This window comes from Aeromonas sp. 82P, assembly GCF_051919365.1.
GTDB classification, from domain to species: domain Bacteria; phylum Pseudomonadota; class Gammaproteobacteria; order Enterobacterales; family Aeromonadaceae; genus Aeromonas; species Aeromonas veronii.
The window spans coordinates 4534030-4557531 of record NZ_JBQBEV010000001.1; the positions used below are offsets into that span (position 1 = coordinate 4534030).

The 23502-nt window shown below is 59.8% G+C and carries 20 protein-coding genes, 1 tRNA gene, 2 pseudogenes and 1 riboswitch; of the genes and pseudogenes, 11 read left to right on the forward strand and 12 right to left on the reverse strand.

Going from position 1 to position 23502, the window contains the following annotated elements; translation table 11 throughout:
- Positions 1–131: 131 nt before the first annotated feature.
- The 4 genes from ACTG2S_RS20840 to ACTG2S_RS20855 all read right to left on the reverse strand — a co-directional run bounded on the left by ACTG2S_RS20840 (position 132) and on the right by ACTG2S_RS20855 (position 2446).
- Positions 132–377, reverse strand: coding sequence for a hypothetical protein (locus ACTG2S_RS20840; RefSeq protein WP_047438419.1), 246 nt, complete (start codon positions 375–377; stop codon positions 132–134).
- 94 nt (positions 378–471) lie between these two features.
- Positions 472–1158 (reverse strand): hypothetical protein, encoded by a 687-nt coding sequence (locus ACTG2S_RS20845; protein WP_274161588.1) that lies wholly within the window; start codon positions 1156–1158, stop codon positions 472–474.
- A gap of 70 nt (positions 1159–1228) precedes the next feature.
- Complete coding sequence (locus ACTG2S_RS20850; protein WP_274161589.1) at positions 1229–2248, reverse strand: tyrosine-type recombinase/integrase; 1020 nt, start codon at positions 2246–2248, stop codon at positions 1229–1231.
- Between the two features lie 112 nt (positions 2249–2360).
- Positions 2361–2446 (reverse strand) — tRNA-Leu (locus ACTG2S_RS20855).
- 143 nt (positions 2447–2589) lie between these two features.
- Here ACTG2S_RS20855 and ACTG2S_RS20860 point away from each other — a divergent pair.
- The gene (locus tag ACTG2S_RS20860; RefSeq protein WP_005336420.1) at positions 2590–3123 is read left to right on the forward strand and encodes an RDD family protein; all 534 of its coding nucleotides are present in this window, start codon (positions 2590–2592) and stop codon (positions 3121–3123) included.
- A 74-nt stretch (positions 3124–3197) separates the two neighbouring features.
- Here the strand turns inward: ACTG2S_RS20860 and lptG are convergent, their stop codons facing one another.
- Positions 3198–4268: an LPS export ABC transporter permease LptG gene (gene lptG / locus ACTG2S_RS20865; protein WP_005355217.1), complete on the reverse strand. Its 1071-nt coding sequence runs from the start codon at positions 4266–4268 to the stop codon at positions 3198–3200.
- A gap of 25 nt (positions 4269–4293) precedes the next feature.
- Entirely contained in the window at positions 4294–5406 is a 1113-nt protein-coding gene (lptF, locus tag ACTG2S_RS20870) for an LPS export ABC transporter permease LptF (RefSeq protein ID WP_075115806.1), read from the reverse strand.
- Positions 5407–5578: 172 nt separating this feature from the next.
- On the opposite strand from lptF, the gene pepA reads away from it, so the two are divergent.
- From pepA to ACTG2S_RS20885, 3 genes are all read left to right on the forward strand, one after another.
- Complete coding sequence (pepA, locus tag ACTG2S_RS20875; RefSeq protein WP_005336423.1) at positions 5579–7087, forward strand: leucyl aminopeptidase; 1509 nt, start codon at positions 5579–5581, stop codon at positions 7085–7087.
- Positions 7088–7261: 174 nt separating this feature from the next.
- Positions 7262–7717, forward strand: coding sequence for a DNA polymerase III subunit chi (locus ACTG2S_RS20880; protein ID WP_274161590.1), 456 nt, complete (start codon positions 7262–7264; stop codon positions 7715–7717).
- 64 nt (positions 7718–7781) lie between these two features.
- Complete coding sequence (locus ACTG2S_RS20885; RefSeq protein WP_274161591.1) at positions 7782–10634, forward strand: valine--tRNA ligase; 2853 nt, start codon at positions 7782–7784, stop codon at positions 10632–10634.
- Positions 10635–10701: 67 nt separating this feature from the next.
- Here the strand turns inward: ACTG2S_RS20885 and ACTG2S_RS20890 are convergent, their stop codons facing one another.
- Positions 10702–11688, reverse strand: coding sequence for a sodium:calcium antiporter (locus ACTG2S_RS20890; protein WP_274161592.1), 987 nt, complete (start codon positions 11686–11688; stop codon positions 10702–10704).
- Positions 11689–11775: 87 nt separating this feature from the next.
- Positions 11776–11883, reverse strand: a riboswitch (yybP-ykoY riboswitch).
- A gap of 172 nt (positions 11884–12055) precedes the next feature.
- Here ACTG2S_RS20890 and ACTG2S_RS20895 point away from each other — a divergent pair.
- Complete coding sequence (locus ACTG2S_RS20895; protein ID WP_005336432.1) at positions 12056–12643, forward strand: superinfection exclusion B family protein; 588 nt, start codon at positions 12056–12058, stop codon at positions 12641–12643.
- Positions 12644–12739: 96 nt separating this feature from the next.
- On the opposite strand, the gene ACTG2S_RS20900 is transcribed toward ACTG2S_RS20895, so the two are convergent.
- Positions 12740–13600 carry an AraC family transcriptional regulator gene (locus ACTG2S_RS20900; protein ID WP_274161606.1) on the reverse strand — a complete coding sequence of 287 codons (861 nt, stop codon included), beginning with the start codon at positions 13598–13600 and terminating at the stop codon, positions 12740–12742.
- A gap of 4 nt (positions 13601–13604) precedes the next feature.
- Positions 13605–14102 carry a GNAT family N-acetyltransferase gene (locus ACTG2S_RS20905; RefSeq protein WP_201947155.1) on the reverse strand — a complete coding sequence of 166 codons (498 nt, stop codon included), beginning with the start codon at positions 14100–14102 and terminating at the stop codon, positions 13605–13607.
- A gap of 161 nt (positions 14103–14263) precedes the next feature.
- Here ACTG2S_RS20905 and ACTG2S_RS20910 point away from each other — a divergent pair, with 161 nt between their 5' ends.
- Complete coding sequence (locus tag ACTG2S_RS20910) at positions 14264–15712, forward strand: catalase (RefSeq protein ID WP_139406576.1); 1449 nt, start codon at positions 14264–14266, stop codon at positions 15710–15712.
- 309 nt (positions 15713–16021) lie between these two features.
- On the opposite strand, the gene ACTG2S_RS20915 is transcribed toward ACTG2S_RS20910, so the two are convergent.
- On the reverse strand, positions 16022–16339 hold the full coding sequence (locus ACTG2S_RS20915) for a DUF1496 domain-containing protein (RefSeq protein WP_274161593.1): 318 nt from the start codon (positions 16337–16339) through the stop codon (positions 16022–16024).
- 223 nt (positions 16340–16562) lie between these two features.
- Here ACTG2S_RS20915 and ACTG2S_RS20920 point away from each other — a divergent pair.
- Together ACTG2S_RS20920 and ACTG2S_RS20925 are read left to right on the forward strand one after the other, a co-directional pair.
- Positions 16563–17744, forward strand: a pseudogene (locus tag ACTG2S_RS20920) (hypothetical protein); the annotation flags it as partial.
- Between the two features lie 366 nt (positions 17745–18110).
- Positions 18111–18887: a substrate-binding periplasmic protein gene (locus ACTG2S_RS20925; protein ID WP_216950011.1), complete on the forward strand. Its 777-nt coding sequence runs from the start codon at positions 18111–18113 to the stop codon at positions 18885–18887.
- 12 nt (positions 18888–18899) lie between these two features.
- On the opposite strand, the gene ACTG2S_RS20930 is transcribed toward ACTG2S_RS20925, so the two are convergent.
- A complete protein-coding gene (locus ACTG2S_RS20930; protein WP_274161594.1) occupies positions 18900–19748 on the reverse strand; it encodes a helix-turn-helix transcriptional regulator in 849 nt (282 codons plus the stop codon).
- Between the two features lie 146 nt (positions 19749–19894).
- Between ACTG2S_RS20930 and tyrS the strand changes: the two are divergent.
- The 3 genes and pseudogenes from tyrS (at position 19895) to ACTG2S_RS20945 (ending at position 22986) form a co-directional block, all read left to right on the forward strand.
- Positions 19895–21160 (forward strand): annotated as a pseudogene (tyrS, locus tag ACTG2S_RS20935) (tyrosine--tRNA ligase).
- Positions 21161–21328: 168 nt separating this feature from the next.
- Positions 21329–22240: a lipase family alpha/beta hydrolase gene (locus ACTG2S_RS20940; RefSeq protein WP_439983211.1), complete on the forward strand. Its 912-nt coding sequence runs from the start codon at positions 21329–21331 to the stop codon at positions 22238–22240.
- Entirely contained in the window at positions 22237–22986 is a 750-nt protein-coding gene (locus tag ACTG2S_RS20945; RefSeq protein WP_439981821.1) for a lipase secretion chaperone, read from the forward strand. Before ACTG2S_RS20940 ends, ACTG2S_RS20945 begins: the two co-directional genes overlap by 4 nt.
- Before the next feature lie 36 nt (positions 22987–23022).
- Here the strand turns inward: ACTG2S_RS20945 and ACTG2S_RS20950 are convergent.
- Positions 23023–23502 (reverse strand): hypothetical protein (locus ACTG2S_RS20950; RefSeq protein WP_439983208.1); only part of this gene is annotated, 480 nt, incomplete at its 5' end.

Below are 23502 nucleotides of genomic sequence, written 5' to 3' on the forward strand. Positions count from 1 at the left end.
GCAAACTGTCAGAGCCAGCGAGTAATTCGAAATGCCCTTACTGTCGCAGGTAAGGGCTTTTTTTCATGTTTTCCCCATGGGTTTGCACACCATGTTTGCCTATATCCGGTAACAGATGGATTCCCTGCGGTTTAATCATCCGTCGGGTGTTGTTCAGGCAGTCCACCAGCCATCCACAAGCCGAAGAGTTTGGTATTCACAAACATCCGCTTGCCGACAATTCGGCAGCAACGTTCTAAGCCGGGCTTCTCGGCTCGCTTCCAAAACATGGCCTTCAGTGTGGGATAATTAAATTGGGGGTAGTGCTTGGGGATTTCGGTTACAGGCAGCCAGTTGTTGAGATCTTGGCTGATTGCGATGAGGTTGAGGTCTTGCATATAGCAGATGCTCCCTTTCCAGTTGCTCTTGGTGTTCTGCGGTTTGGTCGGGGAGCATTTAATCAAACTTGAGGTGTGTCGTAAGGTGCAATAATTAGCCCCTATTTTTGCTCCCTAACTTTTTCACCTTCCTGGTGACAGAGTACATACAACTTGGTTCAACGCCCCAGATAGCGGCTAGCAAACGACTCCAAAAAACATCAACCCCAACCTTTGAACAAGGGATTCCAACTGATGTAAGGTGCTTCATTGCTTTGTGCACATCAATTACAAAGGTAAGCCTATCTGCCTCTCTCGCCCTTACCTCTTGCATTGCTTCTAGCATGACAATCTTATGAGCCACTAGAGAACGTTTTACTTGGGTAATAGGTTCATCCATATCGGTTACCTCCCACATCTCTACTTCCCTAGATAACCGAGACAGCGACCTCTCCAAGTATGATAAGACCACTTCAAGCTCTCCTTGAGGGGTAAGCACCTTAGGACCTCGTCGGTCTTGATGATCACTACTCCATGGCAATAACTCACCATCACCACCAGCTCTAGGGTGCATTCTTATTAATGGTACAATTACCGTCTTCATGAACTCTTCATCTATCTGGACAGCGGTTTTAGACCTCCAAGCTCTACACCTAACGACTTCTTTTCTAAGTTCAAACGCCGCCACTGCAGAGGAGGCAATTGACTTCTTCGCTGAGTTTTCTAAGCCCTCGATCAACCAAGGCATAGGCGAAAGCAACACATCCCATTCGTTTAAAAAACGCTCAACCGTCCAACTCATTTAATTCACTCTTGGTTTATGGATGCTTTATTACCAATTCTAAAGACCCATTAGATACCGCCCGCTAACCCTATTTGGATATGATGTTGCCAAATACCCGATCAGTGAGTTTGGCTTTGTGGGCATTGCACAAATGGGAATATCGTTGGGTCATGGTGATCGACTTATGACCTAACACCTCTGCGATTTCCAGAATGCTTGCACCGTTCATCGCCAACAAGCTGGCACAGCTGTGCCGAAGGTCATGAAAATGGAAATCAGAGAGCAACGCGGCTTTTTTCGCGGCCTGCCAATGGTAATCAAACTCGGTAAACGGTCGATTGAGGCCAGAGGGATGAGGGAACACAAAGCTGGCACCAATCTCGCGAAACTTGGAGAGCTCAGTAAGCAAGTCAGCGGTCAGAGATAGAACCCTCTGACTACCATTCTTGGTCACCGCCAAGTGAGCTGTGCGCGTGTTGAAATTAATGTCTGACCATTTGAGACCAATCAACTCGCCCCTCCGTGCACCCGTGGTCAACGCCATATGAACCAGCATATGAAGTCGCTCCCATTTGCTCGACTTTGTGGCCTTCATCAATCGAGCAAGTTCATCTGTCGACAAAAAGCGTGTGCGAGCATTGTCTTCCCTCTTCTGTTTCACTTCCAGGCAAGGGTTCACTTTGAGGTCATAGCGATCACACATGTAGGCAAAGACTGCTGACAACGCTGCTTTGTAGCGGTTCAGGGTCGCAGGAGCTTTCCCCTCTGCCTCCAAAATCGAGATGGCGTTTTTGATCCGCTGGCGATTTACCTTGTTCAACGTCTTGTCGCCGAGATGTTCAGCCCACCAGCCCAGACGCTGTGGTACAGATTTGTCCCGTCCCTTGTGCTGTTCAAGGTACTCATGGATAGCTTGTTGAATAGTGGTACTGGTGAGGGTGACGTTGGTTAAGGCATCCGCCAGCTCGTCAGATACAGTAATCTGAGCCAGGAACTGCTCTGCGTCTTTTTTGCGGGTAAAAACTTTGGATACACGGTTGCCGTTACGCATGAACTGAACGCGATAGGACTTGCCGGTTTTTCGAGTGAGAACTTGGATGCTTGCCATTGGTTGAAGCCTCTTGCACATATTTGCACATGAATGAGAGTTATCAACCGCAGAAACTTTGAGCAGGAGCGCTCTTGAGCGCTGTAACCTGTTGACCAAACAGGGAAAAGAATGGTGCCCGGGGTCGGACTCGAACCGACACGGTTATTCACCGGCGGATTTTGAATCCGCTGCGTCTACCGATTTCGCCACCCGGGCAACTGCGAGGGATTATACGAATGGCGCGATGCCATGCAAGGTGTTTTTCGATTGAACACTCCCGTTTGTTCATTTATTCAACGCCTTGCCGATGCGGGGCCAGTTACATAGAATGCCGCCATCATCTTAATGGAATAAAAACGATGGCCAAGCCTAAAAAAGTCCAACAAAAATCCCCCTCTCCCGCCACTCAGCCATACCCGTCAGCAGGTCTGCTGCGTCGCCTCGGCGCTCTGATTTATGATGCGCTGGTGGTGACTTCGCTGCTGATCATCGCCGGCTTTATCGGCATGGGTGTCGCCAAGCTGCTGCTGGTTACCGGCATGGCCAGCGTACCGGCGGGTGAAGATACCGTCTGGTTGCTGACCCGCCACCACCTGAGCCTGATCTACACCCTGTGGCTCGCCTTCGTCATCTGTGGTTTCTACACCTGGTTCTGGACCCGCGCTGGCCAGACCGTCGGCATGCGCGCCTGGCGGCTGCGCATTCAGAACGAGGATGGCAGCCACATCCGCGTTACCCAGGCGTTGATCCGTCTCGCTACCGCCGCCTTTGGCCTGGGCAACCTGATGTGCCTGTTCAACCGCCAGCGTCCGCGGGCGTTTCAGGATATCTGGGCCGAGTGCGAAGTGATCGTGCTGAGCAAGCAGGAAAATCTAGAATTGCTGAACAAGTAATATCGGGTCTATGCAGAAACGAAAGAGGGCACCAACAGGTGCCCTCTTTGCATTTCTTCACAAAAGCGTGCGGATTACTGCTTGCGGCTGAGGATGTAGAAGGAGATGCCGCCAAACAGCAGGCTGGGCGCAATAGCCGCCAGAATAGGCGGTACCGCATAGACCAGACTGATGGGGCCAAACACCCGATCACTCACATAGACGGCAAAGCCGGTCATGATCCCCATCAGCATCCGTGCCCCCATGCTCACCGAGCGTAGCGGGCCGAAGATGAAGGAGGAGGCCAGCAGGATCATCGCCACCACCGAGAGCGGTGACAGCAGTTTGCGCCACATCTCCAGCTTGTAGCGACCGGCATCCTGTTTGTTGGCATCGAGATAGCCGATGTAGTCGAGCAGACCGGAGACCGAGAGGTTCTCGGGGTCGATACTCACCACCCCCAGCTGTTTGGGCGTCAGCTCCGAGCTCCACTCCATCTTGTCATGCTGTTCGCTGCGGATCTGCGCCGGGTCGTCGAAGCGGGTAACCTGAGTCTGCTTGAGCAGCCAGTGGTGACGCTCGAACACACCCTCCTGCGCCTGCACCACGTCGATCAGCTTGCGCTCGGGGGTGAAGCGATAGAGGGTGATGCCGGTGAGGGCGCCATCGTTACGCACCCCGTTGATATTGACGAAGTTGTTGCCATCGCGAGCCCACACCCCGTAGGCGGAAACCGTCAGACGACCTTCGGACAGCGCGCCCGCTTTGATGTCATCTGCCATCCGCTTGGCGATGGGGGCCACATACTCCCCCATCAACCCCACCATGATCATCAGCGGGATCGCCGTCTTGAGCGCCGCCATTACAATACTGATCTTGGAGCGACCCGCTGCCTGCATCACCACCAGCTCGGAGCTGGTCGCCAGCTGACCCAGACCAATCAGGCCACCCAGCAGCGCGGCCAGCGGGAAGAAAAGCACCGCCTCCTTGGGCATGGAGAGCAGCACATAGTAGAGGGCGTTGATCATGTCGTAGTTGCCATCACCGACCGACTTGAGCTGCTCCACATACTTGATGAGCCCAGCCAGACCAACCAGCGTGATTTCACACAGCAGGATCGACATGAAAATGACCCGACCGATATATCTATCGAGAATGCCAAACATCAGCAGAAGTTCCTATGTTGCAGCATCATGCTGATTTTCTGTTGAAATAGCGCCCTTTCACCCCGTTCCACCAGCTGGTGCCCTGCAGATTGAGGGGCAGGCCGATAAACAGCAGGTAACCGAGCGGCACCAGGAACATCCCCGGCCAGTAGGGTAGCCGACCGCTGTCGATGGCCGAACGGGCGGCGCTGAGCAGCAGGAAGTAGGAGAGATAGAGCATGATGGCCGGCAACAGCTTGGCGTAGCGCCCCTGACGGGGATTGACCCGCGCCAGCGGCACCACCAGCAGGGTGAGCACCGGAATGGAGAGGGGCAGCGAGATACGCCACTGCAATTCCGCCATCATGGCGTTGTCCTGGGTACCGAACAGTTCCATGGTCGGCTTGGCCGCCGCCTTGCGGTTGGAACGCTCCATCTCTTGCTGGCGGATCACCAGACCATATTCGCGAAAATCGGAGATCTGGAACTGCTTGCCGGAGAAGTTCCCCTCGTAGCGGGAGCCATCCATCAGGGTCAGCCACTGCAGGCCGTTCTCGTCGACCGTCACCACCCCTTCGCTCGCCACCACCACCGAGGGAGGATTGTTTCCCTCCGCCCGCTGCAGCACGAAGATCTTTTGCAGTTTTGAGCCGTTGTCGTTCAAATCCTGGATATAGGCAACCAGACGCCCCTTGTCGAGCTCCATAAAGCGGCCCGCCTGCAGGAAGGAGATACCCGGATCCGACTTGAACTCGTCGATCACCTGATACTCGCGCTCCTTCGCCTGCGGGGCGATCCAGCCGGTGTTGAACGCCGCGACCACCGCCGTCAGCAAGGCCAGCAACATGGCGCTGCGCATCACGAAACGGTGGCTGAAGCCGACCGCATGCATCACCGTCATCTCGCTTTCGGCGTAGAGGCGACCATGGGCAAACAAAATGGCTAAAAAGAGACTAATAGGCAGCATCAACAACGCCATATTGGGCAAGTTGAGCAGCAGCAGGGTGGAGACCAGACGTGTCGGCACCTCGCCATCGGCGGCATCACCGATGATCTTGATAAATTGTTGACTGACAAAGATAAGCAGCAATACGAATAACACTGCCAGCTGGGTTTTCAGGGTTTCCCTGAACAAATATCGGAAAACGATCACAGTCATTCCCAAGTAAACTTGTGTTTTTAGTCGAATGCCTGAAAAATAGGGCCGTATATTGGATTTTTACCAGTTTGAACTGCGGAGCCTGTGGCTGTTCGCTCCGCCTCTGATACCCCAACAAGCACCGCATTATTCAATAAAAGGTGCCTTTTGTCTTTAGGATGTAGGAGATTCCATGGAGTTCAGTGTAAAGAGTGGCAGTCCAGAGAAGCAACGGAGCGCCTGCGTCGTAGTCGGCGTATTTGAGCCTCGTCGCCTCTCTCCGGTTGCCGAACAACTGGACAAGATCAGCGATGGCTATATCAGTTCGCTGCTGCGCCGTGGCGACCTGGAAGGGAAACCAGGCCAGATGCTGCTGCTGCATCAAGTACCGGGCGTGCTCAGCGAGCGCGTACTGCTGGTCGGATGCGGCAAGGAGCGGGAACTCGACGAACGCCAGTACAAGCAGATCATCAACAAGACCATCACCACCCTGAACGAAACCGGCTCCATGGAAGCGGTCTGCTTCCTCACTGAGCTGCACGTCAAGGGTCGGGATACCTATTGGAAGGTGCGCCAGGCGGTAGAAACCACCAAGGCGGGCCTCTACAGCTTCGATCAGTTCAAGACCAACAAGGCCGAGCCACGTCGCCCGCTGCGCAAGCTGGTATTCAACGTGCCGACGCGTCGGGAACTGACCATTGGTGAAAAAGCCATCGCTCACGGTCTGGCCGTGGCCAAGGGTGTGCGGGTCTGCCGCGACGTGGCGAACATGCCGCCCAACGTCTGCAACCCGGCCTATCTGGCCTCCCAGGCCCGTCGTCTGGCAGATGCCTACGACAACATCACCACCAAGGTGGTGGGCGAGCAGGAGATGGCCGAGCTCGGCATGAACTCCTATCTGGCGGTGGCTCGCGGCTCCGATAACGAAGCCATGATGGCCATCATCGAATACAAGGGTCATCCGGATGCCAAGCCCATCGTGCTGGTCGGCAAGGGTCTGACCTTCGACTCCGGCGGCATCTCCATCAAGCCGGCCGACGGCATGGACGAGATGAAGTACGACATGGGTGGCGCCGCCTCCGTGCTCGGTACCATGCATGCGCTGGCCCAGCTGCAACTGCCGATCAACGTCATCGGCGTGCTGGCTGGCTGCGAGAACATGCCGGGTGGCAACGCCTATCGTCCGGGTGACATCCTCACCTCCATGTCAGGCCAGACCATCGAAGTGCTCAACACCGATGCGGAAGGTCGTCTGGTGCTGTGTGATGCACTGACCTATGTGGACCGCTTCGATCCGGAAACCGTGATCGACGTGGCGACCCTGACCGGTGCCTGCGTCATCGCGCTGGGTCACCACACCTCGGGTCTGCTGGCCAACCACAACCCGCTGGCCCACGAGCTGCTCAACGCCTCCGAGCAGGCGGGTGATCGCGCCTGGCGTCTGCCACTGTTTGATGAGTATCAGGAGCAGATCGACAGCCCGTTCGCCGACATGGCCAACATCGGCGGTCGTCCGGCCGGCACCATCACCGCGGCCGCCTTCCTGTCACGCTTCACCAAGAAGTACAACTGGGCCCACCTGGATATCGCCGGGACCGCCTGGAAAAGTGGCAAGGATAAAGGCTCCACCGGCCGTCCGGTGCCCCTGCTGACCCAGTTCCTGCTGAACCGGGCTGGCGTGGATATCGAAGAGAAAGAGTAACTCTCCGGCCCCTGCCGATGGCTGCATCGGAAGGGTTGGCGTTACCCTGAACCACAAGGAAGAGGCCCGCCTCTTCCTTGTTTCATTCTTGAATCAGTGAGCTGCGGACAGGAAACGCCCCGTCAGCCTCATGAGGCGGTCAACAGTCCGTCACCGCAAAACGGGATCAACCTGATGAGCCAAGTGACCTTTTACCTGATGAGCGAACAGGATGACGCGCAGGCCGCTGCGGTCGAGCGACTGGCCTGCACTATCGCGGCCGAGTCGTGGGGCGCGGGCCATATCTACCTGTTCTGCAACGACGAGGCCCAGGCCCTGCGTCTGGACGAGCTGTTGTGGCAGCTGCCGCCGGAGCGCTTTGTGCCGCACCAGCTGCAAGGCGAAAGCGGCATGGCTCCGGTGGAGATCGGCTATCAACCACCGAAACGACGCTACGCCCGCCTCATCAATCTGGCCACTGCGACACCTTTGTTTGCAGGACACTTCGCTCAAGTGGTAGATTTTGTCCCCACTGACGAAACACAAAAGCAGCAAGCCCGCGAGCGCTACAAGCACTATCGCCAGGCAGGCCATACCCTCGAAATGAGGGATCAGCCCGTCCTTGCCGCACCGGATCCGGCGCAGCCATGACTGCAACCAATTGATCCATAAAGAATCAACACCAGACTCCATCCATCCAGATTACGGCGAGACCATGGAAAAGACTTTTAATCACAACGCCATCGAACAGGCGCTCTATCAGCACTGGGAAGCCCAGGGTTACTTCAAGCCCCACGGCGACACCAGCAAAGACTCCTTCTGCATCATGATCCCGCCGCCGAACGTCACCGGCAGCCTGCACATGGGTCACGCCTTCCAGCAAACCCTGATGGATACCCTGATCCGCTACAACCGCATGCAGGGCAAAAACACCCTGTGGCAGGCAGGTACCGACCACGCCGGTATCGCCACCCAGATGGTGGTTGAGCGCAAGATCGCCGCAGAAGAGGGCAAAACTCGCCACGATTACGGCCGTGATGCCTTCATCGACAAGATTTGGCAGTGGAAGGAAGAGTCCGGTGGCACCATCACCCGCCAGATGCGCCGTCTGGGCGACTCCGTGGATTGGGAGCGCGAGCGCTTCACCATGGATGAGGGTCTCTCGAGCGCCGTGCAGGAAGTGTTTGTTCGTCTCTACGAAGATGGCCTGATGTACCGTGGCAAGCGTCTGGTGAACTGGGATCCGAAACTCAACACCGCCATCTCCGATCTGGAAGTGGAGAACCGCGAGATCAAGGGCCACATGTGGCACCTGCGCTATCCGCTGGCCAACGGCGCCAAGACTGCCGAAGGCAAAGATTACCTGATCGTCGCTACCACCCGTCCGGAGACCATGCTGGGCGATACCGCCGTGGCCGTGAACCCGGAAGACCCGCGCTACAAGGCGCTGATCGGCCAGCATATCCTGCTGCCACTGGTGAACCGCCTGATCCCCATCGTTGCTGACGAACACGCCGACATGGAGAAGGGCACCGGTTGTGTGAAGATCACCCCGGCCCACGACTTCAACGATAACGAAGTGGGCAAGCGCCACAGCCTGCCGATGATCAACATCTTCACTCTGGATGCCCACGTGCGTGCCGAGGCTGAAGTTGTCGATACCAACGGCAACCCGAGCACTGCCTATGACGCAGCCCTGCCGGCCGAGTTCGCCGGTCTGGAGCGCTTCGCCGCCCGTAAAGCGATTCTGGCCAAGCTGGAAGAGCTGGGTCTGCTGGACGAGATCAAGGATCACGTGCTGCAACAGCCTTACGGCGATCGCGGTGGCGTGCCCATCGAGCCAATGCTGACCGACCAGTGGTACGTGCGCGTCGCACCGATGGCCAAGACCGCCATCGAAGCGGTAGAAGATGGCCGCATCCAGTTCGTGCCGAAGCAGTACGAAAACATGTACTTCTCCTGGATGCGCGACATTCAGGACTGGTGCGTCTCCCGTCAGCTGTGGTGGGGTCACCGCATCCCGGCCTGGTATGACGACGCCGGCAATGTCTACGTTGGCCGCAGCGAAGATGAAGTACGCGCCAAACACAGCATCCCGGCCGTAACCGTACTGCGTCAGGACGAAGACGTGCTCGACACCTGGTTCAGCTCCGCCCTGTGGACCTTCTCCACCCTGGGCTGGCCGAACAACACCGAGGCACTCAAGACCTTCCACCCGACCGACGTACTGATGAGCGGCTTCGACATCATCTTCTTCTGGATTGCCCGGATGATCATGATGACCATGCACTTCATCAAGGACGAAAACGGCCAGCCGCAAGTCCCGTTCAAGACCGTCTACATCACAGGCCTGATCCGTGACGAAGAGGGCCAGAAGATGTCCAAGTCCAAGGGCAACGTGCTGGACCCCCTCGACATGATCGACGGCATCTCGCTGGAAGATCTGCTGGAGAAGCGCACCGGCAACATGATGCAGCCGCAGATGGCCGAGAAGATCGCCAAGCGTACTGCCAAGCAGTTCCCGGAAGGGATCGATGCCCACGGCACCGACGCCCTGCGCTTCACTCTGGCTGCGCTGGCCTCTACCGGTCGTGACATCAACTGGGACATGAAGCGCCTGGATGGCTACAACAACTTCTGCAACAAGCTGTGGAACGCCTCCCGCTATGTGCTGATGAACACCGAAGATCAGGATTGCGGCTTCAACGGCGGCGAGATGCAGTTCAGTCTGGCGGATCGCTGGATCCAGTCCCAGCTGCAAGTGGCCATCCGTGACTTCCGTACCGCCCTCGATACCTACCGCTTCGACATCGCGGCTGGCGTGCTGTACGAATTTATCTGGAACCAGTTCTGTGACTGGTATCTGGAGCTGACCAAGCCGGTACTGACCAAGGGTTCCGAGGCCGAGCAGCGCGCTGCCCGCCACACCCTCGTCAGCGTCCTCGAGACCCTGCTGCGTCTGGCACACCCGATCATCCCGTTCATCACCGAGACCATCTGGAAATCGGTCGCTCCGCTGGCCGGTGTACACGCCGACACCATCATGATTCAGGCCTTCCCGGAGTTCGACGCTGCCAAGGTGGACGAAGCCGCGATGGCGGATCAGGAGTGGGTGAAGGAGTTCATCGTCAGTATCCGCAACATCCGTGCCGAGATGAACGTGGCGCCGAGCGTGCCCCTCAACGTGCTGCTCCAGTGCGATGCCAAGGATGCCCAGCGCGCCGCTGACAACGAGGCCTTCCTCAAGTCGCTGGCCCGTCTGGAGTCCATCCGCATTCTGGCGGACGGTGAAACCGCCCCGCTGTCAGTGAAGAAGCTGATCGGTGCCACCGAGCTGATGATCCCGATGGCCGGTCTCATCGACAAGGATGCCGAGCTGGCCCGTCTGGCCAAAGAGGTTGCCCGTCTGGTGGGCGAGTGCGGCCGTATCGAAGGCAAACTCGGCAACGAAGCCTTCGTCGCCAAGGCGCCGGAAGCGGTCATCGCCAAAGAGCGCGAGAAGCTGGAAGATTACCGTCTCCAGCTGACCAAGCTGGAAGCCCAGCAGGCTGAAATCGCCGCGCTGTAAGCACCGCCCCAACCGATACAACAAAGCCCCCTGCCAAGGGGGCTTTTTCATATCCGCGCTTCCCGTTTCAGCTCACCAGTAGCCAGCCGCAAAAACCGAGATAGAGCAGACCAACCAGCGCCAGCCGCCCGGCGGTCATCACCCCCTTTCTGAACCCCCACCAGAGCAACCCCACCGCCAGCAGCGTCACCAGCGAGGAGGCCATCATTGCGCCATCCAGCAGCCAGGGGGTAAAGAGCAGACAGAACGCCTTGGGGATAGTGCCCTGGATCATCATGGCCCCGGAGATATTGGCCAGCGCCAGCCGGTTCTTGCCCTGTCGCACCCAGATCAGCACGTTCATCAGCTCCGGCATCTCGGTCGCGACCGGGCTCAGCAGCAGGGCCGCCAGCACCGGCGAGAGGCCAAACAGCTCGCCCATGCTCTCCAGTTGATGGACAAACAGCTGGGCCGCCAGCGCTACCACCACCAACGCAGCCAGCGTCTGTAGCAGCACCTTGCCAAGGGGCGGGATCCCGGCATCTGGGGCCAGCTTGAGGGGCTCCGGCAATTCGACCTCGTAGCTGTCACTCTGTTTCAACTCGCGCCTTACATAGACGAGGTAGATCAGCAGGAAGAGCGGGGCCAGCCAGCTCTTGCCGGTGAAGGCGACCAGCCCCAGCGCGGTCGCCACCAGAAAGATCCCGATAAACCAGCGCTGATCCCGGCCAATCTCGCGCTGCACCTCACCATCGATGGCCCGCTCGGTACGCCCCATGCAAAGCAGCAGGGTGAGACCGACCGCTGCATAGCCGATGGTCGCCAGCACCAGCGGCCCGCCGAGGGCGGCACCGATGCCGATCTCCTGCTGAGCGATCGTGTTGCCCATCAGCAGGGCGGTGAGGGTCACAATGCACTCGGGCAGCGCCGTACCCAGTGCCGCCAGCAGCGAGCCGGTGGCGCTTTGGGAGAGTTTGAAGTGGTGGCCGGTCCATTCGATGCCGTTGACGAAGTATTCGCAGGCAAGGTAGATGGTGACCGCAGAGACGAGAAATAACAGCAGGGTAATCAACATAATAGATACCGCCAGGCGAGCAGAATAACCGATGGACCCGACATGGCTCGCCCGGCTGGCGTGCATATCGAGGCCAAAGGTCTTGCAGAGCGATAGTGCCTATCGCCGCCCATGCCATGGATGCGAGGATCCAAGAGTGTTGACATGGGCCCGGCCCGGAATGCGGGCGGGTTGCTACTCCCCAATGACTGAGGGGACGTTTTAGCAACTCGACCGCCGCCTCACAAGGCAAATTAATGACAACCCATTCAATAAGTTGTAAGGGAATGTAACCTCGCCAGCCCCTCCCCCCCGCCGCTATTGCGCTGTTGGCACACCGATTGCTGTAGGTAGTTCACTATCCACAACAGTTTGGGAAGGATGAACAATGAAACGGTGGATCCAACATTTCTATCAACTGAACCGCCTCAATTGGCTGATGGTCTGGTTGTTGCTCTGCTGCAGCATCATTCTGCTGTTTCCGGCCGGACTGATGAAAGGGGCCGTCAGCCAGTGGGCTGCGGATCATGCAGCCTGGCTGGGGGTCGGCATGCTGATCGCCATCTCCTACTTCTGCAGTCAAGGCTTCCTGATCGCCTGGGAGTGGGCATGCGAAGAGTGGCAGGCGCGCCGTCAGCAGGATCAGCTGGCCCAGATGATCGGCTTCCTCGACTTCAACGAGAAGGCGGTGCTGCGCGAGTTCGTGTTGCAGCGTAAAAGCGTCATAAACTTGCCGATCACCGAGCCCGCCGTCAAAAACCTGATGGATGCCGGCGTCCTCACCTACGCCTACGGCAAGCCGACCCGGGAGAAGGATGACGAGAACCAGATCCGCGCCCTGATGATCGCCCTGCCCGCCCGACCACTGCTCACCTACAAGGTGCTGGGGTTGTCGCGTGGCAAGATGAGCGACGAGCAGGTGGAGCAGATCATGAATGCCAGACCCAAGTTCGCCCAGAAGGGGTTCCAGCGCTAACCGCCGCCCAACCGCCAGATGCACAAGAGCCGGACACTGTCCGGCTCTCTCGTTTCTGCACGACGCGCTGTACCATCCCTTGCGTCTTGTTGTGCCCTACCCCTTGAGACTGGAGCAAAAGCTGACATCGTCCTGCACCGGATCATCGCTCATGCTGTGATAGAGCTCGAAGCAGGGACCATTGCCAAACTCCAGCCCGGCAGCAACGATATCGCCGATATGCTCCTGCCAACGAGGGCCATACTGACTGCGGTCGGTAATAAGATAACGGGACTGGGCGTAACGACCGGCGGGAATAAGCTGGATCTCGACCGCTCCGATCCCCACCGTCCCCACAGGCACCGTCACCCCGATGTCAGTGCGACACTGAGCTGGCGGAGTCACCTCGGGGTTATCATGATAGATGAAGATCCACTCCCCACCTTCCAGACCGCGGGCGCTGGCCCACTGATTCAGCTGGCTGCAGACGGGGTCATACCCCTCGCCATAGGGGCCGGTGACACGCATATAGGCCAGAGTACGGGCGTCCATCTCGATGATTTTCATGGTATTGCTCCTTGCAGATGAGTGACCCTCAGCATAAGGATTCGGCTTCACAAATGCGTGTCCATCCTTGCTCATCAAGTGTCCATTCTTGCTCTTGTCGCGGCGAAACTCTCCCGGCGTGCAACCATAGTAACGGCGAAATACCTTGGCAAACGCCTGGGAGCTGGCGAGCCCCGCCCCCAACGCAATGGCCGTGACACTGGCATCGGTATAGCAGAGCTGCCAAGCAGCCCGCTGGATGCGCAGACGACGACACATCTCCCCGGGCGTCTCCCCCGCCACAGCCGTAAACACCCGGTGAAAATGGTAGAAAGACAAGCAGGCACTGCTTGCCAGCGTTTCGATGGAGAGATCGGGATTCTGCTCCAGCGCCCGGATCACCGGGCGCAATCTGGCCTGATAATCGACCATGCCGTTAGCGACTGGCGCCCCCCGCGACTCTGGCCATATAGAACACATCCACATAGCGCCCCTGGCGGAAGGCATAATCGCGGGCCCGCCCCTCCTCCACAAAGCCGAACTTGCGATAGAGCGCAAGCGCCGCTTCGTTATCGACAAAAACCGTCAGTTCAATCCGGTGCAAGTTGAGCCAGTTATCGGCCAGATCCAGCGCCGCGGCCATCAGGGCAGAGCCAACCCCCTTGCCAGCCCAGTCATCCCGCACTCCCATGCCAATCCCGGCCACATGCTTGCGTCTGGGATTGGGCTCCACATGCAATGAGATCTGACCCACCAGCCTCCCATCGGCCTCCGCCACCAATGCGACCACATCACCGTTCTCCAACCGTTTTTGCCACTGGCTAAGGGGTGGCATAGGCAGGTGCAAAGTGCCCGCCTGGGCATTGGGCATGGCGTAAAGATCCCGCAAGGCAGGGGCATCGGCGGGTTCGGCATGACGGATAGTAATCTGCATATGAGGCTCCTTCTCGAAGCCACCATCATGCAATATCTGGCGCGGTTACACATCCCCTACCCGCACCCATTTGTCTTGCCTATCAAAGGGCGAGGAAAGGCCCATTGGCCGAGCACGGCGCAGATCCGTAGGCTGACCCCATATCAACAAGGAGAGAAGCCATGACTGACAAGACCCTGCACAGCGCCAACGGCGCCCCCGTCGTCGACAACAACAACAGCCTCACCGCCGGTCCGCGCGGCCCCATCCTGATGCAAGATATCTGGTTGATGGAGAAACTCGCCCACTTCGACCGCGAGCGCATTCCCGAGCGGGTGGTTCACGCTAAGGGCTCGGGCGCCTACGGCACCTTTACCGTGACCCACGACATCAGCCAGTTCAGCAAGGCCGATCTGTTCAGCGCCATCGGTAAGCAGACCCCGGTCTTCCTGCGCTTCTCCACCGTGGCCGGTGAGAAGGGCGCAGCCGATGCCGAACGCGATGTACGCGGCTTCGCCCTCAAGTTCTATACCGAGCAGGGCAACTGGGATCTGGTAGGTAACAACACCCCGGTCTTTTTCATCCGCGATCCGCTGAAATTCCCTGACTTCATCCACACCCAGAAGCGGGATCCGCGCACCAACCTGCGCAGCGCGACCGCCGCCTGGGACTTCTGGTCACGCCATCCGGAATCCCTGCATCAGGTCACCATACTGTTCAGCGATCGCGGCATCCCCAAGAGCCTGCGGGAGATGAACGGCTACGGCAGCCACACCTTCAGCTTTATCAACGATGCCAACGAGCGCTTCTGGGTCAAGTTCCACTTCAAGACCGAGCAGGGCCACAGCTTCTACACCGATGAAGAGGCCGCCACCGCCGTCGGGCAGGATCGGGAGACCAGTCAGGCGGATCTGTTCAACGCTATCGAGCGGGGCGACTTCCCACGCTGGAAGGTCTATGTGCAGGTGATGCCGGAGGCCGAAGCCCAGACTTACAACATCCACCCGTTCGACCTCACCAAGGTGTGGCCACACAGCGACTACCCGCTGATCCCGGTGGGCGTGCTGGAGCTCAACCAGAACCCGGACAACTACTTCGCCCATGTGGAGCAGGCCGCCTTTACCCCGGCCAACGTGGTGCCCGGTATCGGCTTCTCGCCGGATCGCATGTTGCAAGGGCGGCTCTTCTCCTACGGAGACACCCAGCGCTATCGCCTCGGCGTCAACCACGGTCTGCTGCCAGTCAACGCCCCGCGCTGCCCGTTCCATCACGGCGCCCATCGTGACGGTGCCATGCGGGCAGACAGCAATGGCGGCGCCAACCCCAACTATCAGCCGAACCGTTTCGGTACCCAGCAGCCGAGCGAACAGCACGAACCGGCGCTGAGTCTGGAAGGGGCCGCCCTGCACTACGACTTCCGTGACTACGACAGCGACTACTACAGCCAGCCGGGCAACCTGTTCCGTATCATGGACGAGGGGCAGCGTTCACGGCTCGCCGCCAACCTGGCCAGATCCCTTGTCAATGTGGAGGATGACGCCATCGTCGCGGCCCAGCTCAAACACTTCGAGCAGGCCGACCCCGAGTACGCCAAACGAGTCGAACTGGCACTGGCCGCCTTGCAGCGCTAAGCTGCAAGCAGAAAAGATCTGCAAAAGCAAAACGGGGGCCTGATGGCCCCCGTTATCGTGCTATTGACGGTGAGAAATAGAAAACGGAGCCCGAGGCTCCGTTTTTCAATGCTGTATCAATCCCTTACGGAACGCGCTTCGCGCTCTTCCCGCTCCCTTGCCAACAGGCGTTTGTACCACCAGCTACTGCGACGACGTTGTGCATTGGAAGAGCGACGAGCCATTTCTTAGGTTCCAGCCAAGAGAAGAAAGGAGCTGCATTATGCGACAGGGATCACGTCCATGTCTTTAGCTGGATCAAGAAAAGCCTCACTGACCCACGGAAATCGTCTTTTGATCTTTCGCACCACGGGTGGCAGGCAACACCACCGCAGGAGAGCGCCAGGCCAACGGGCCATTGCTCTCGAGGTCGTTCTGCGGGCCGCACTCCAGCCAGATATCTCCCTGCAGAATGCGGGCCCCTTCGGAATATTTCTGATCCGCAAACCAGCAGACCCGCTCGGGCAATGAGCCCAGCGGCAACACCAGCTCGGGACTGGCAGACTCGCCCACCACAGTGGTTTTGGACGCGGCCAGAGCGGGGATAAGCCAGAGGGAGGCCTGCAGGCAGAGCAGTACATTTTTCATGAGAGGGATCCTGTTTCGATAGGAGGCATTCTCGAAGAGTCGACCAGCCCCGGGGTTTACTTGACTGACAATCATACTGCCTGCTGGCATTGTGGAACCAATATGGTAGCCTGCCAGCGCCTGCGGGCAGTCTCTCGCTGCCACGCGCAAACTTCCGGTGAATTTGTCACGTCCTGACAAAATATAACCTTATTTATCAAATCGTTATTTGGATATTATCCCAATGCGTATCATGCCGTTGCTTCAGGCGGCCTGCCTTAGCCTGATGTTGTCCGCCTGCGTTGCCCCATTGCTGATGATGAGCCCCACCAGCCAGCTGATGTGGGCCCTGCTCAAGCCGCTGGTCGGCTTTGACCCGAACGAGGTCAATCTGTTCGAACAACCCCTGATCAAGGATCGGATGACAGCCATCCTTGGCCCCAACTACGACAGCACCATGCAGTTGCTCAAGACTGCCGACAAGTTACAGCAGGAGGGGCCGCTTTTCTATGTGGTCTCCGAGTATGCGCCGGTGCCGGATATCGCCAAGCAGGCGGGGATGGTGTGGAACTCGCAAACCAACCAGATGTCGGTATTGCTGCAAAAAGGGGATGGCACCACCCTGACCTTCGGCGAAAATCTGGCAGGCACGGCACCGACCTGGCCAACCGCCATGCAGGGCTGGCAGACCCCCACCAGCCAGCTCACCCCGGCGGCCAATGCCCTGACCGGCGCAGCGACCAGTCAGAGTGGCGCCTCCCCCTTCTCCCTTGGCAGCGCGCTGGGCACAGTGACCCGCGGCGTCGCCGGCTCTCTGACCAACAGCGCAAGTCAGGCTATCAGCGGCGCAGCCGCCAACGCCACAGGGCAGGCCACCCAAACGGTGAGCCAAAGCGCGACCGCACTTACCCGCACAGCAACCACCGCAGTCACTGCACCCGCCAAACAGGCGGTGAGCAGCTCCACCGCCACCGTGACGCAAGAGGCCACCAAAGCCGTTGTCACACCGGCCAAACAGGCTGTCAGCAGCGCCGCTGCGACCGTAACCCAAGAAGCCACCAAGGCCGTTGCCGCTCCTGCCAAGCAATCCGTCAGCAGCGCTGCTGCGACCGCAACGCAAGAAGCTACCAAGGCCGTTGCCGCTCCGGCCAAACAGGCAGTCAGCAGCGCCACTGCGACCGCGGCGCAAGAAGCTACCAAGGCCGTTGCTGCTCCTGCCAAGCAAGCCGTCAACAGCGCCGCTGCAACCGTGACGCAGGAAGCCACCAAGGCTGTGGCCGCCCCCGCCAAACAGGCCGTCAGCAGCACTGCCGCCACCGTGACGCAAGAAGCGGCCAAAGCCGTTACCACTCCTGCCAAGCAAGCCGTCAGTAGCGCCGCTGCGACCGCGACGCAAGAGGCCACCAAGGCTGTTGCCGCTCCAGCCAAACAGACCGTCAGCAGTGCCGCGGCGACCGTGACACAGGAAGCCACCAAAGCTGTTGTCGCTCCGGCCAAACAGGCAGTCAGCAGTGCCGCCGCTACCGTGAAGCAAGAGGCAACCAAGGCCGTTGCCGATCCAGCCAAACAGGCTGTCAGTGCAGCCTCTCATACGGCCGGAGAGAGCGTCGCCGATGCCGCCAGAGCGGCGGAAGCCAAGGCTCGCGCCAAGGCAGAAGCAGAGATGGAAGCCCTGCTCAAATAAACCGACAGGCCACCGCAAGGTGGCCTGTTTTTATCCCGCTACCGGATCATGACGTTATGAAAAAGGCCACATAGACTGTTAGGTAACTACCCGCACAAGGAGTGCATCATGCGTCGTCTGCTCCCTGCTCTCGCTTCTCTCGCCCTGTTTATCGCGCTCCCGGCTCCGGCACTTATCTACTATTCGGAGCAGAACATGCCGCTCAATGGCCAGGATAAAAATGGTCAGCCTGTGGGGTTGGCGGTCGAGTTGCTGCGCCTGATGTGGCGCGAAATGGGAGAGCCGGAGCAACCCATCCACTTTCTGCCCTGGGCCCGCGGCTGGTATCTGCTGACCCAGCAGCAAGAGGCCGTGCTGTTTACCACGGCCCATACCAAGGAGCGGGATCCCCACTTCCTCTGGGTCTGCCCCATCAGCCACTCCAGGGTCGCGCTGGTCGGCCGCAAGCAGGATGCCCCCAAAGTGGCCAGCAAAGCGGATCTCGCCAAGCTGCAGATCGGCGTGATGCAGGCGGATGTCGGGGAGCAGTTGCTGCTCAACCGCGGGATCAGCCCGGGCAATATGATGTCGGTAGAGCGCATGGATCAGGTGGTGCGCCAGCTCATCATGGCACGCACCGATCTGGTGGCGGGCAACGAGGTGATGCTGCGCCATCAGGCCAAGGAGCTGGGTTTCCCCAGCGAGGATTTTGTCACCGTCGCGATCATTGAAGAGCAGGATAACTGCTTCGCCTTCAACCTGAGGGCAGACAAGCAACAGGTTGCCCGCCTGCAACAGGCGCTGGACAAGGTCAGACAGGGGGATGAATACAAGCAGCTGATGAAGCGCTACCAGTTGCTCAGTATCCTGCCCGAAACAACTCCCACCATCCCGCGCCTCGAGTAACCCCGGCCCGCCCTATGGCGGGCTCTCTCTATCTCCCGCCGATGACGCCTGCGATGCCTCCACCGGCGCCGTAATGAGGTGGTTCAGAAAGAGATTGAACAGCTCGGCCCGCGAGCCGAGCCGCAGCTTGCCATAGAGATGCTTGCGGTGATTCTTCACCGTGCCACTGCCAATCCCGAGCTCCGCGGCAATCGCCTCGGTATCCAGCCCCTGCAGCAGCAACTCCGCCACCTGCCGCTCGCGCCGGGTAAGCCTATCGCCCCCGACACTCGCCATCGCCAGCTCCACCGCACTCCGGAGGCTGGCGCTGTCTGGCAGCGCAGTGCTCTGGGCCAACAGCGGCTGGCTCTGCCGCCACTGCTGACGACAGAGCGAATGCACCAGCGGGAACAGCTGCTCCAGCCTCGCCAGCTCGTCACGACTGAGGGTACTGCGCTTGTCGAGGCGCCCCAGAAACAGCATCAGCGTCAGTCCGTCCCGCACCGGCAGGATCAGCCCTACCTCCTCCTGCCAGCCGGTGGCCTGATAGAAGTGATGGCGATATTCGGGATCGAGCCGCCCCCGCGATACCTGCGCAAGGGTCCAGACGCCGGCAGGCAAGCCCTGTTCCAGCGCCAGCATAAAGGGATCCTGACTGAAGTGGCTGGTGAGGTAGCGATCAAACAGCAGAGCCCGCTGATGGTTGAGGTTGTCGTAGAGGTAGACGGGGCGCTGCCCCACTCCCAGCAACAGGGCGCAATCAAACGCCACCTGCTGCTGGAACAGCCGCACCAGCGCAGCCGGAAAGGCGCTGCTGTGCAGGGCATCAACTACCTCGGTCATGCTGCGGGTCAAGGCATCTGTGGTGAATGGCTGGGTCATGGTGGCACGTTTCCGGTGGCGGGGTGCGATTCCCCGCTATGGCTGAATGCTAGCACGAGAGTGGCAAAACTGTCCCTCAGGGGACATATCCGCCACCAGCCAGAACGGCGAGGATGACGACTTTTCCCCCTGCTGTTGGAGAACCCATGATCAACCCCCACCTGCTCGATGAACTGAGCCAGCGCGGCCTTGTGGCCCAGAATTCCGACCCGGCGGCCCTGGCCGATCATCTCTCCACCCCGCGCACAGTCTATTGCGGGTTCGATCCCACCGCCGGCAGCCTGCATATAGGTCATCTGGTGCCGCTCTTGATGCTGCGCCGCTTCCAGCTGGCGGGCCACACCCCGGTGGCTCTGGTGGGCGGGGCGACCGGCCTTATCGGCGATCCCAGCTTCAAGGCGACCGAGCGCAGCCTCAACAGTGCCGATACCGTGCAGGCTTGGGTCGCCAGCCTGTCGGCCCAAATCAGGGCGCTGCTGCCCGCCGATGAGGGCCTGTCAGCCCCGCAACTGGTCAACAATGGCGACTGGATGGGGCAGATGTCCGCCCTCGATTTTCTGCGGGATATCGGCAAGCACTTCTCGGTCAATGCCATGCTGGCGCGGGAGTCGGTGCGCCAGCGGCTGGCCCGTCCGGATCAGGGCATCTCGTTCACCGAGTTCTCCTAAGCTCTGCTGCAATCCTACGACTTTGCGGTGCTGCACCAGCGGCTCGGTTGCACCCTGCAGATTGGCGGCAACGACCAGTGGGGCAATATCACCAGCGGCATGGATCTCACCCGTCGCCTCCATCAGGCGCAGGTGCACGGCATGACCCTGCCCCTTATCACCAAGGCAGACGGCACCAAGTTCGGCAAGACCGAAGGGGGCGCGGTCTGGCTCGATCCGGCGCTCACCTCCCCTTACGCCTTCTACCAGTTCTGGCTCGGCACCGCGGATGAGGATGTCTACCGCTTCCTGCGCTACTACAGCTTTATGTCGCTGAGCGAGATTGATGCACTGGAGGCGGAAGACGCAAAGCGGCAGGGGCGCAAGCAGGCCCAGCAGGTGTTGGCGAACGAGCTGACCGAGCTGGTGCACGGCAAAGCGGCGCTGACAGCGGTGCAGCGCATCAGCGAGCTGCTGTTTAGCGGCGATGTGGCCCGCCTCGGCGAGAGCGATCTGGCCCAGCTGGCGCAGGATGGCATGCCGAGCAGCACCGTCAGAGGCGAGACGGATCTGGTCAGCCTGCTGGTCAACTGCGGTCTGGCGAACTCCAGGCGCATCGCCCGCGAACTGCTGGCGGCGGGCGCCATCAGTCTCAATGGTGTGCTCAAGCAAGATGATCAGCTGAGCGCTACTGATCGGCTGTTTGGTCGCTACCTGCTGCTGCGCCGGGGCAAGAAGCAGTATCACCTGGTGGAGTGGCAATAAGCCGCAGGGCGGAGAGCACAGCCTCCCCGCCCGCACCCTGAACCCCTTTTGAATCCCGAGTTGCGATCCCCCTCACAGCCTCTCCCGTCAGCAGCCACCATACTGGCACCGGCGAACATGGAGTACGCCACACAATCTGTTCCTCACGATTCAACAAGGATGCTGATGATGAAGAGATGGCTTCTGGTGCTGTTCTGCACTCTGCCCATGCTGGCACACGCCAGCGGATACACCCAGACCCGCTACCCCATAGTGCTGGTGCACGGCCTGTTCGGTTTCGACAAGCTACTCGGGGTCGATTACTTCTACGGCATTCCCCAGGCCCTGAGCCGGGATGGTGCCAAAGTCTACGTGGCTCAGGTATCGGCCACCGCCAGTTCGGAACAACGGGGGGAGCAGCTGCTCGCCCAGGTTGAGCTGCTGCTGGCAGCTACCGGCGCCGAGAAGGTCAACCTGATCGGCCACTCCCACGGCGGCCCTACCATCCGCTATGTCGCCTCGGTCGCCCCCGAGCTGGTCGCCTCCGCCACCAGCGTCGGCGGGGTCAACTACGGCTCAGAGATTGCCGATCTGGTGCGGGCCAATGCCGCCCCCGGCAGCGCCGCCGAGAAACTGGCTGCCGCCGCGGCCCACGCCCTCTCCGGCATGATTTCACTGCTCTCGGGCGGGAGCCAGCTGCCGCAAGATCCGGTCGCCGCCCTCGATGCCCTCACCAGCAAGGGAGCCAGCCAGTTCAACCAGCGCTACCCGGAGGGGCTGCCCAGCCGCTATTGTGGCGAGGGGCCGATGCAGGCGACCAACGGCGTCTACTACTTCTCCTGGAGCGGGCGCGGCAACCTGACCAATCTGCTGGATCCGGTGGATCCGGCGCTGGCGCTGACCGGCGCCTTCTTCAAGGAGCCCAATGACGGACTGGTCGGGGTCTGCAGCAGCCACCTCGGCAAGGTGATCGGCACCGACTACCGGATGAACCATCTGGACGAAGTGAACCAGTCCTTCGGCATCCACCATCTGTTCGAGACCGATCCGGTCACCCTCTATCGCCAGCATGCCAACCGTCTCAAGGAGCTGGGACTATGAAGATAGCCACCCTGCTCGTCGTGCCCTGTGCCATCACCCTGCTACTTGGCGGGGTGTTGCTCTGGCCCAATGTACCGACGGCAGACTCATCCCCCGCTCAAGCCAGCCAGCATGCACAGAGCCACCCGCACGATCCCGAGCAGGAGGCCGCCGATGCCCTGCAGGCGCGCTATCGCACCTTTGTCTCCGCCCAGAGCAGCCTGACGGTGCCCACCGAGATCTCCCTCGCCAGCCTGCAGATCCTGTTTGACGAGCGGGAGCAGCTGCGCCAGCAGAGCTTTACCCCGGCCGAGCAGGCCCAGCTGTTTGCCGAGGATCGACTGATGGAGCAGCTGACCCTGCGCCGCAGGGCGCTGGCGGAGGCAAGAGACAGTGACAAGTCGCAGCTGGCCAGCGAGCTGGATCTCTGGCTGGCAGAGCAACCGGGCTGGTTTCGCGAGGCGGAGGCCAACAGCCGCCTGCTTGAGGAGTTGCAAGAGCTGGCACAGATGGACCCGGCCAAAAGGGAGGCTCTGCTGCTGGAGACGGGGGGGCCGGAAGCGGTGGATCGGATGCGCCAGCTGGAGCAGAACCGGCAAGGGTTCGAGGAGCAGCTCAGCGGCTTTCTGGCCGAGCTCAGACAACTGCCGAACGAGGCCCGGGCCGAGCAGCAGCAGGAGCTGCTGGCCCGCTGGTTCGAGCCCGGACAGTGGCGCCGGGTCGAGGCGCTCACCCGGCTCAAGCTGGGGGAGCCACAAGCCGAATGAGAAGGGGGCCCGCGATGGGCCCCCTTGCTATTGCGTTTATTGCGGCTTGTTGGCACCCGGCAGCGGCTGCCAGGTGAGGCGGGTCACTTGGGTGCCCTGCACCTCGCACTTGAGGCTCAGCGCCTGCCACCCCTTCTCCTGACGCAGGGAGACCTCCCCTTCGATCCCCTGCTCGCCAATCTTCAGCTTGTCCTGCTCGAAGATCACCTTGTCGCCGTGGGCGAGATCCATCAGTTTGCCGTTGCAGAGCCAGTGAGCGAGATCCGCCCCCTTCAGCTTGACGCCACCCTTGGCCGCCTTCTGTTCGGCCGCGCTCACCACAAACAGCTTGCTCAGCTCGGCAGCCCGCTTGGTGAGCCACTCCTGACGCTGCTGCATGCTCATTTTGCTGACGAACTCGGCGGGCTGGCCCTTCTCGTCCAGCCACTGGGTCAGCTTGCCGCTGTCGTCAAAGGAGAACTGGGCGGCGGGCTCTTTGACCCCGAACAGCTTGCCGCCCTTGAAGTAGTAGCGGCT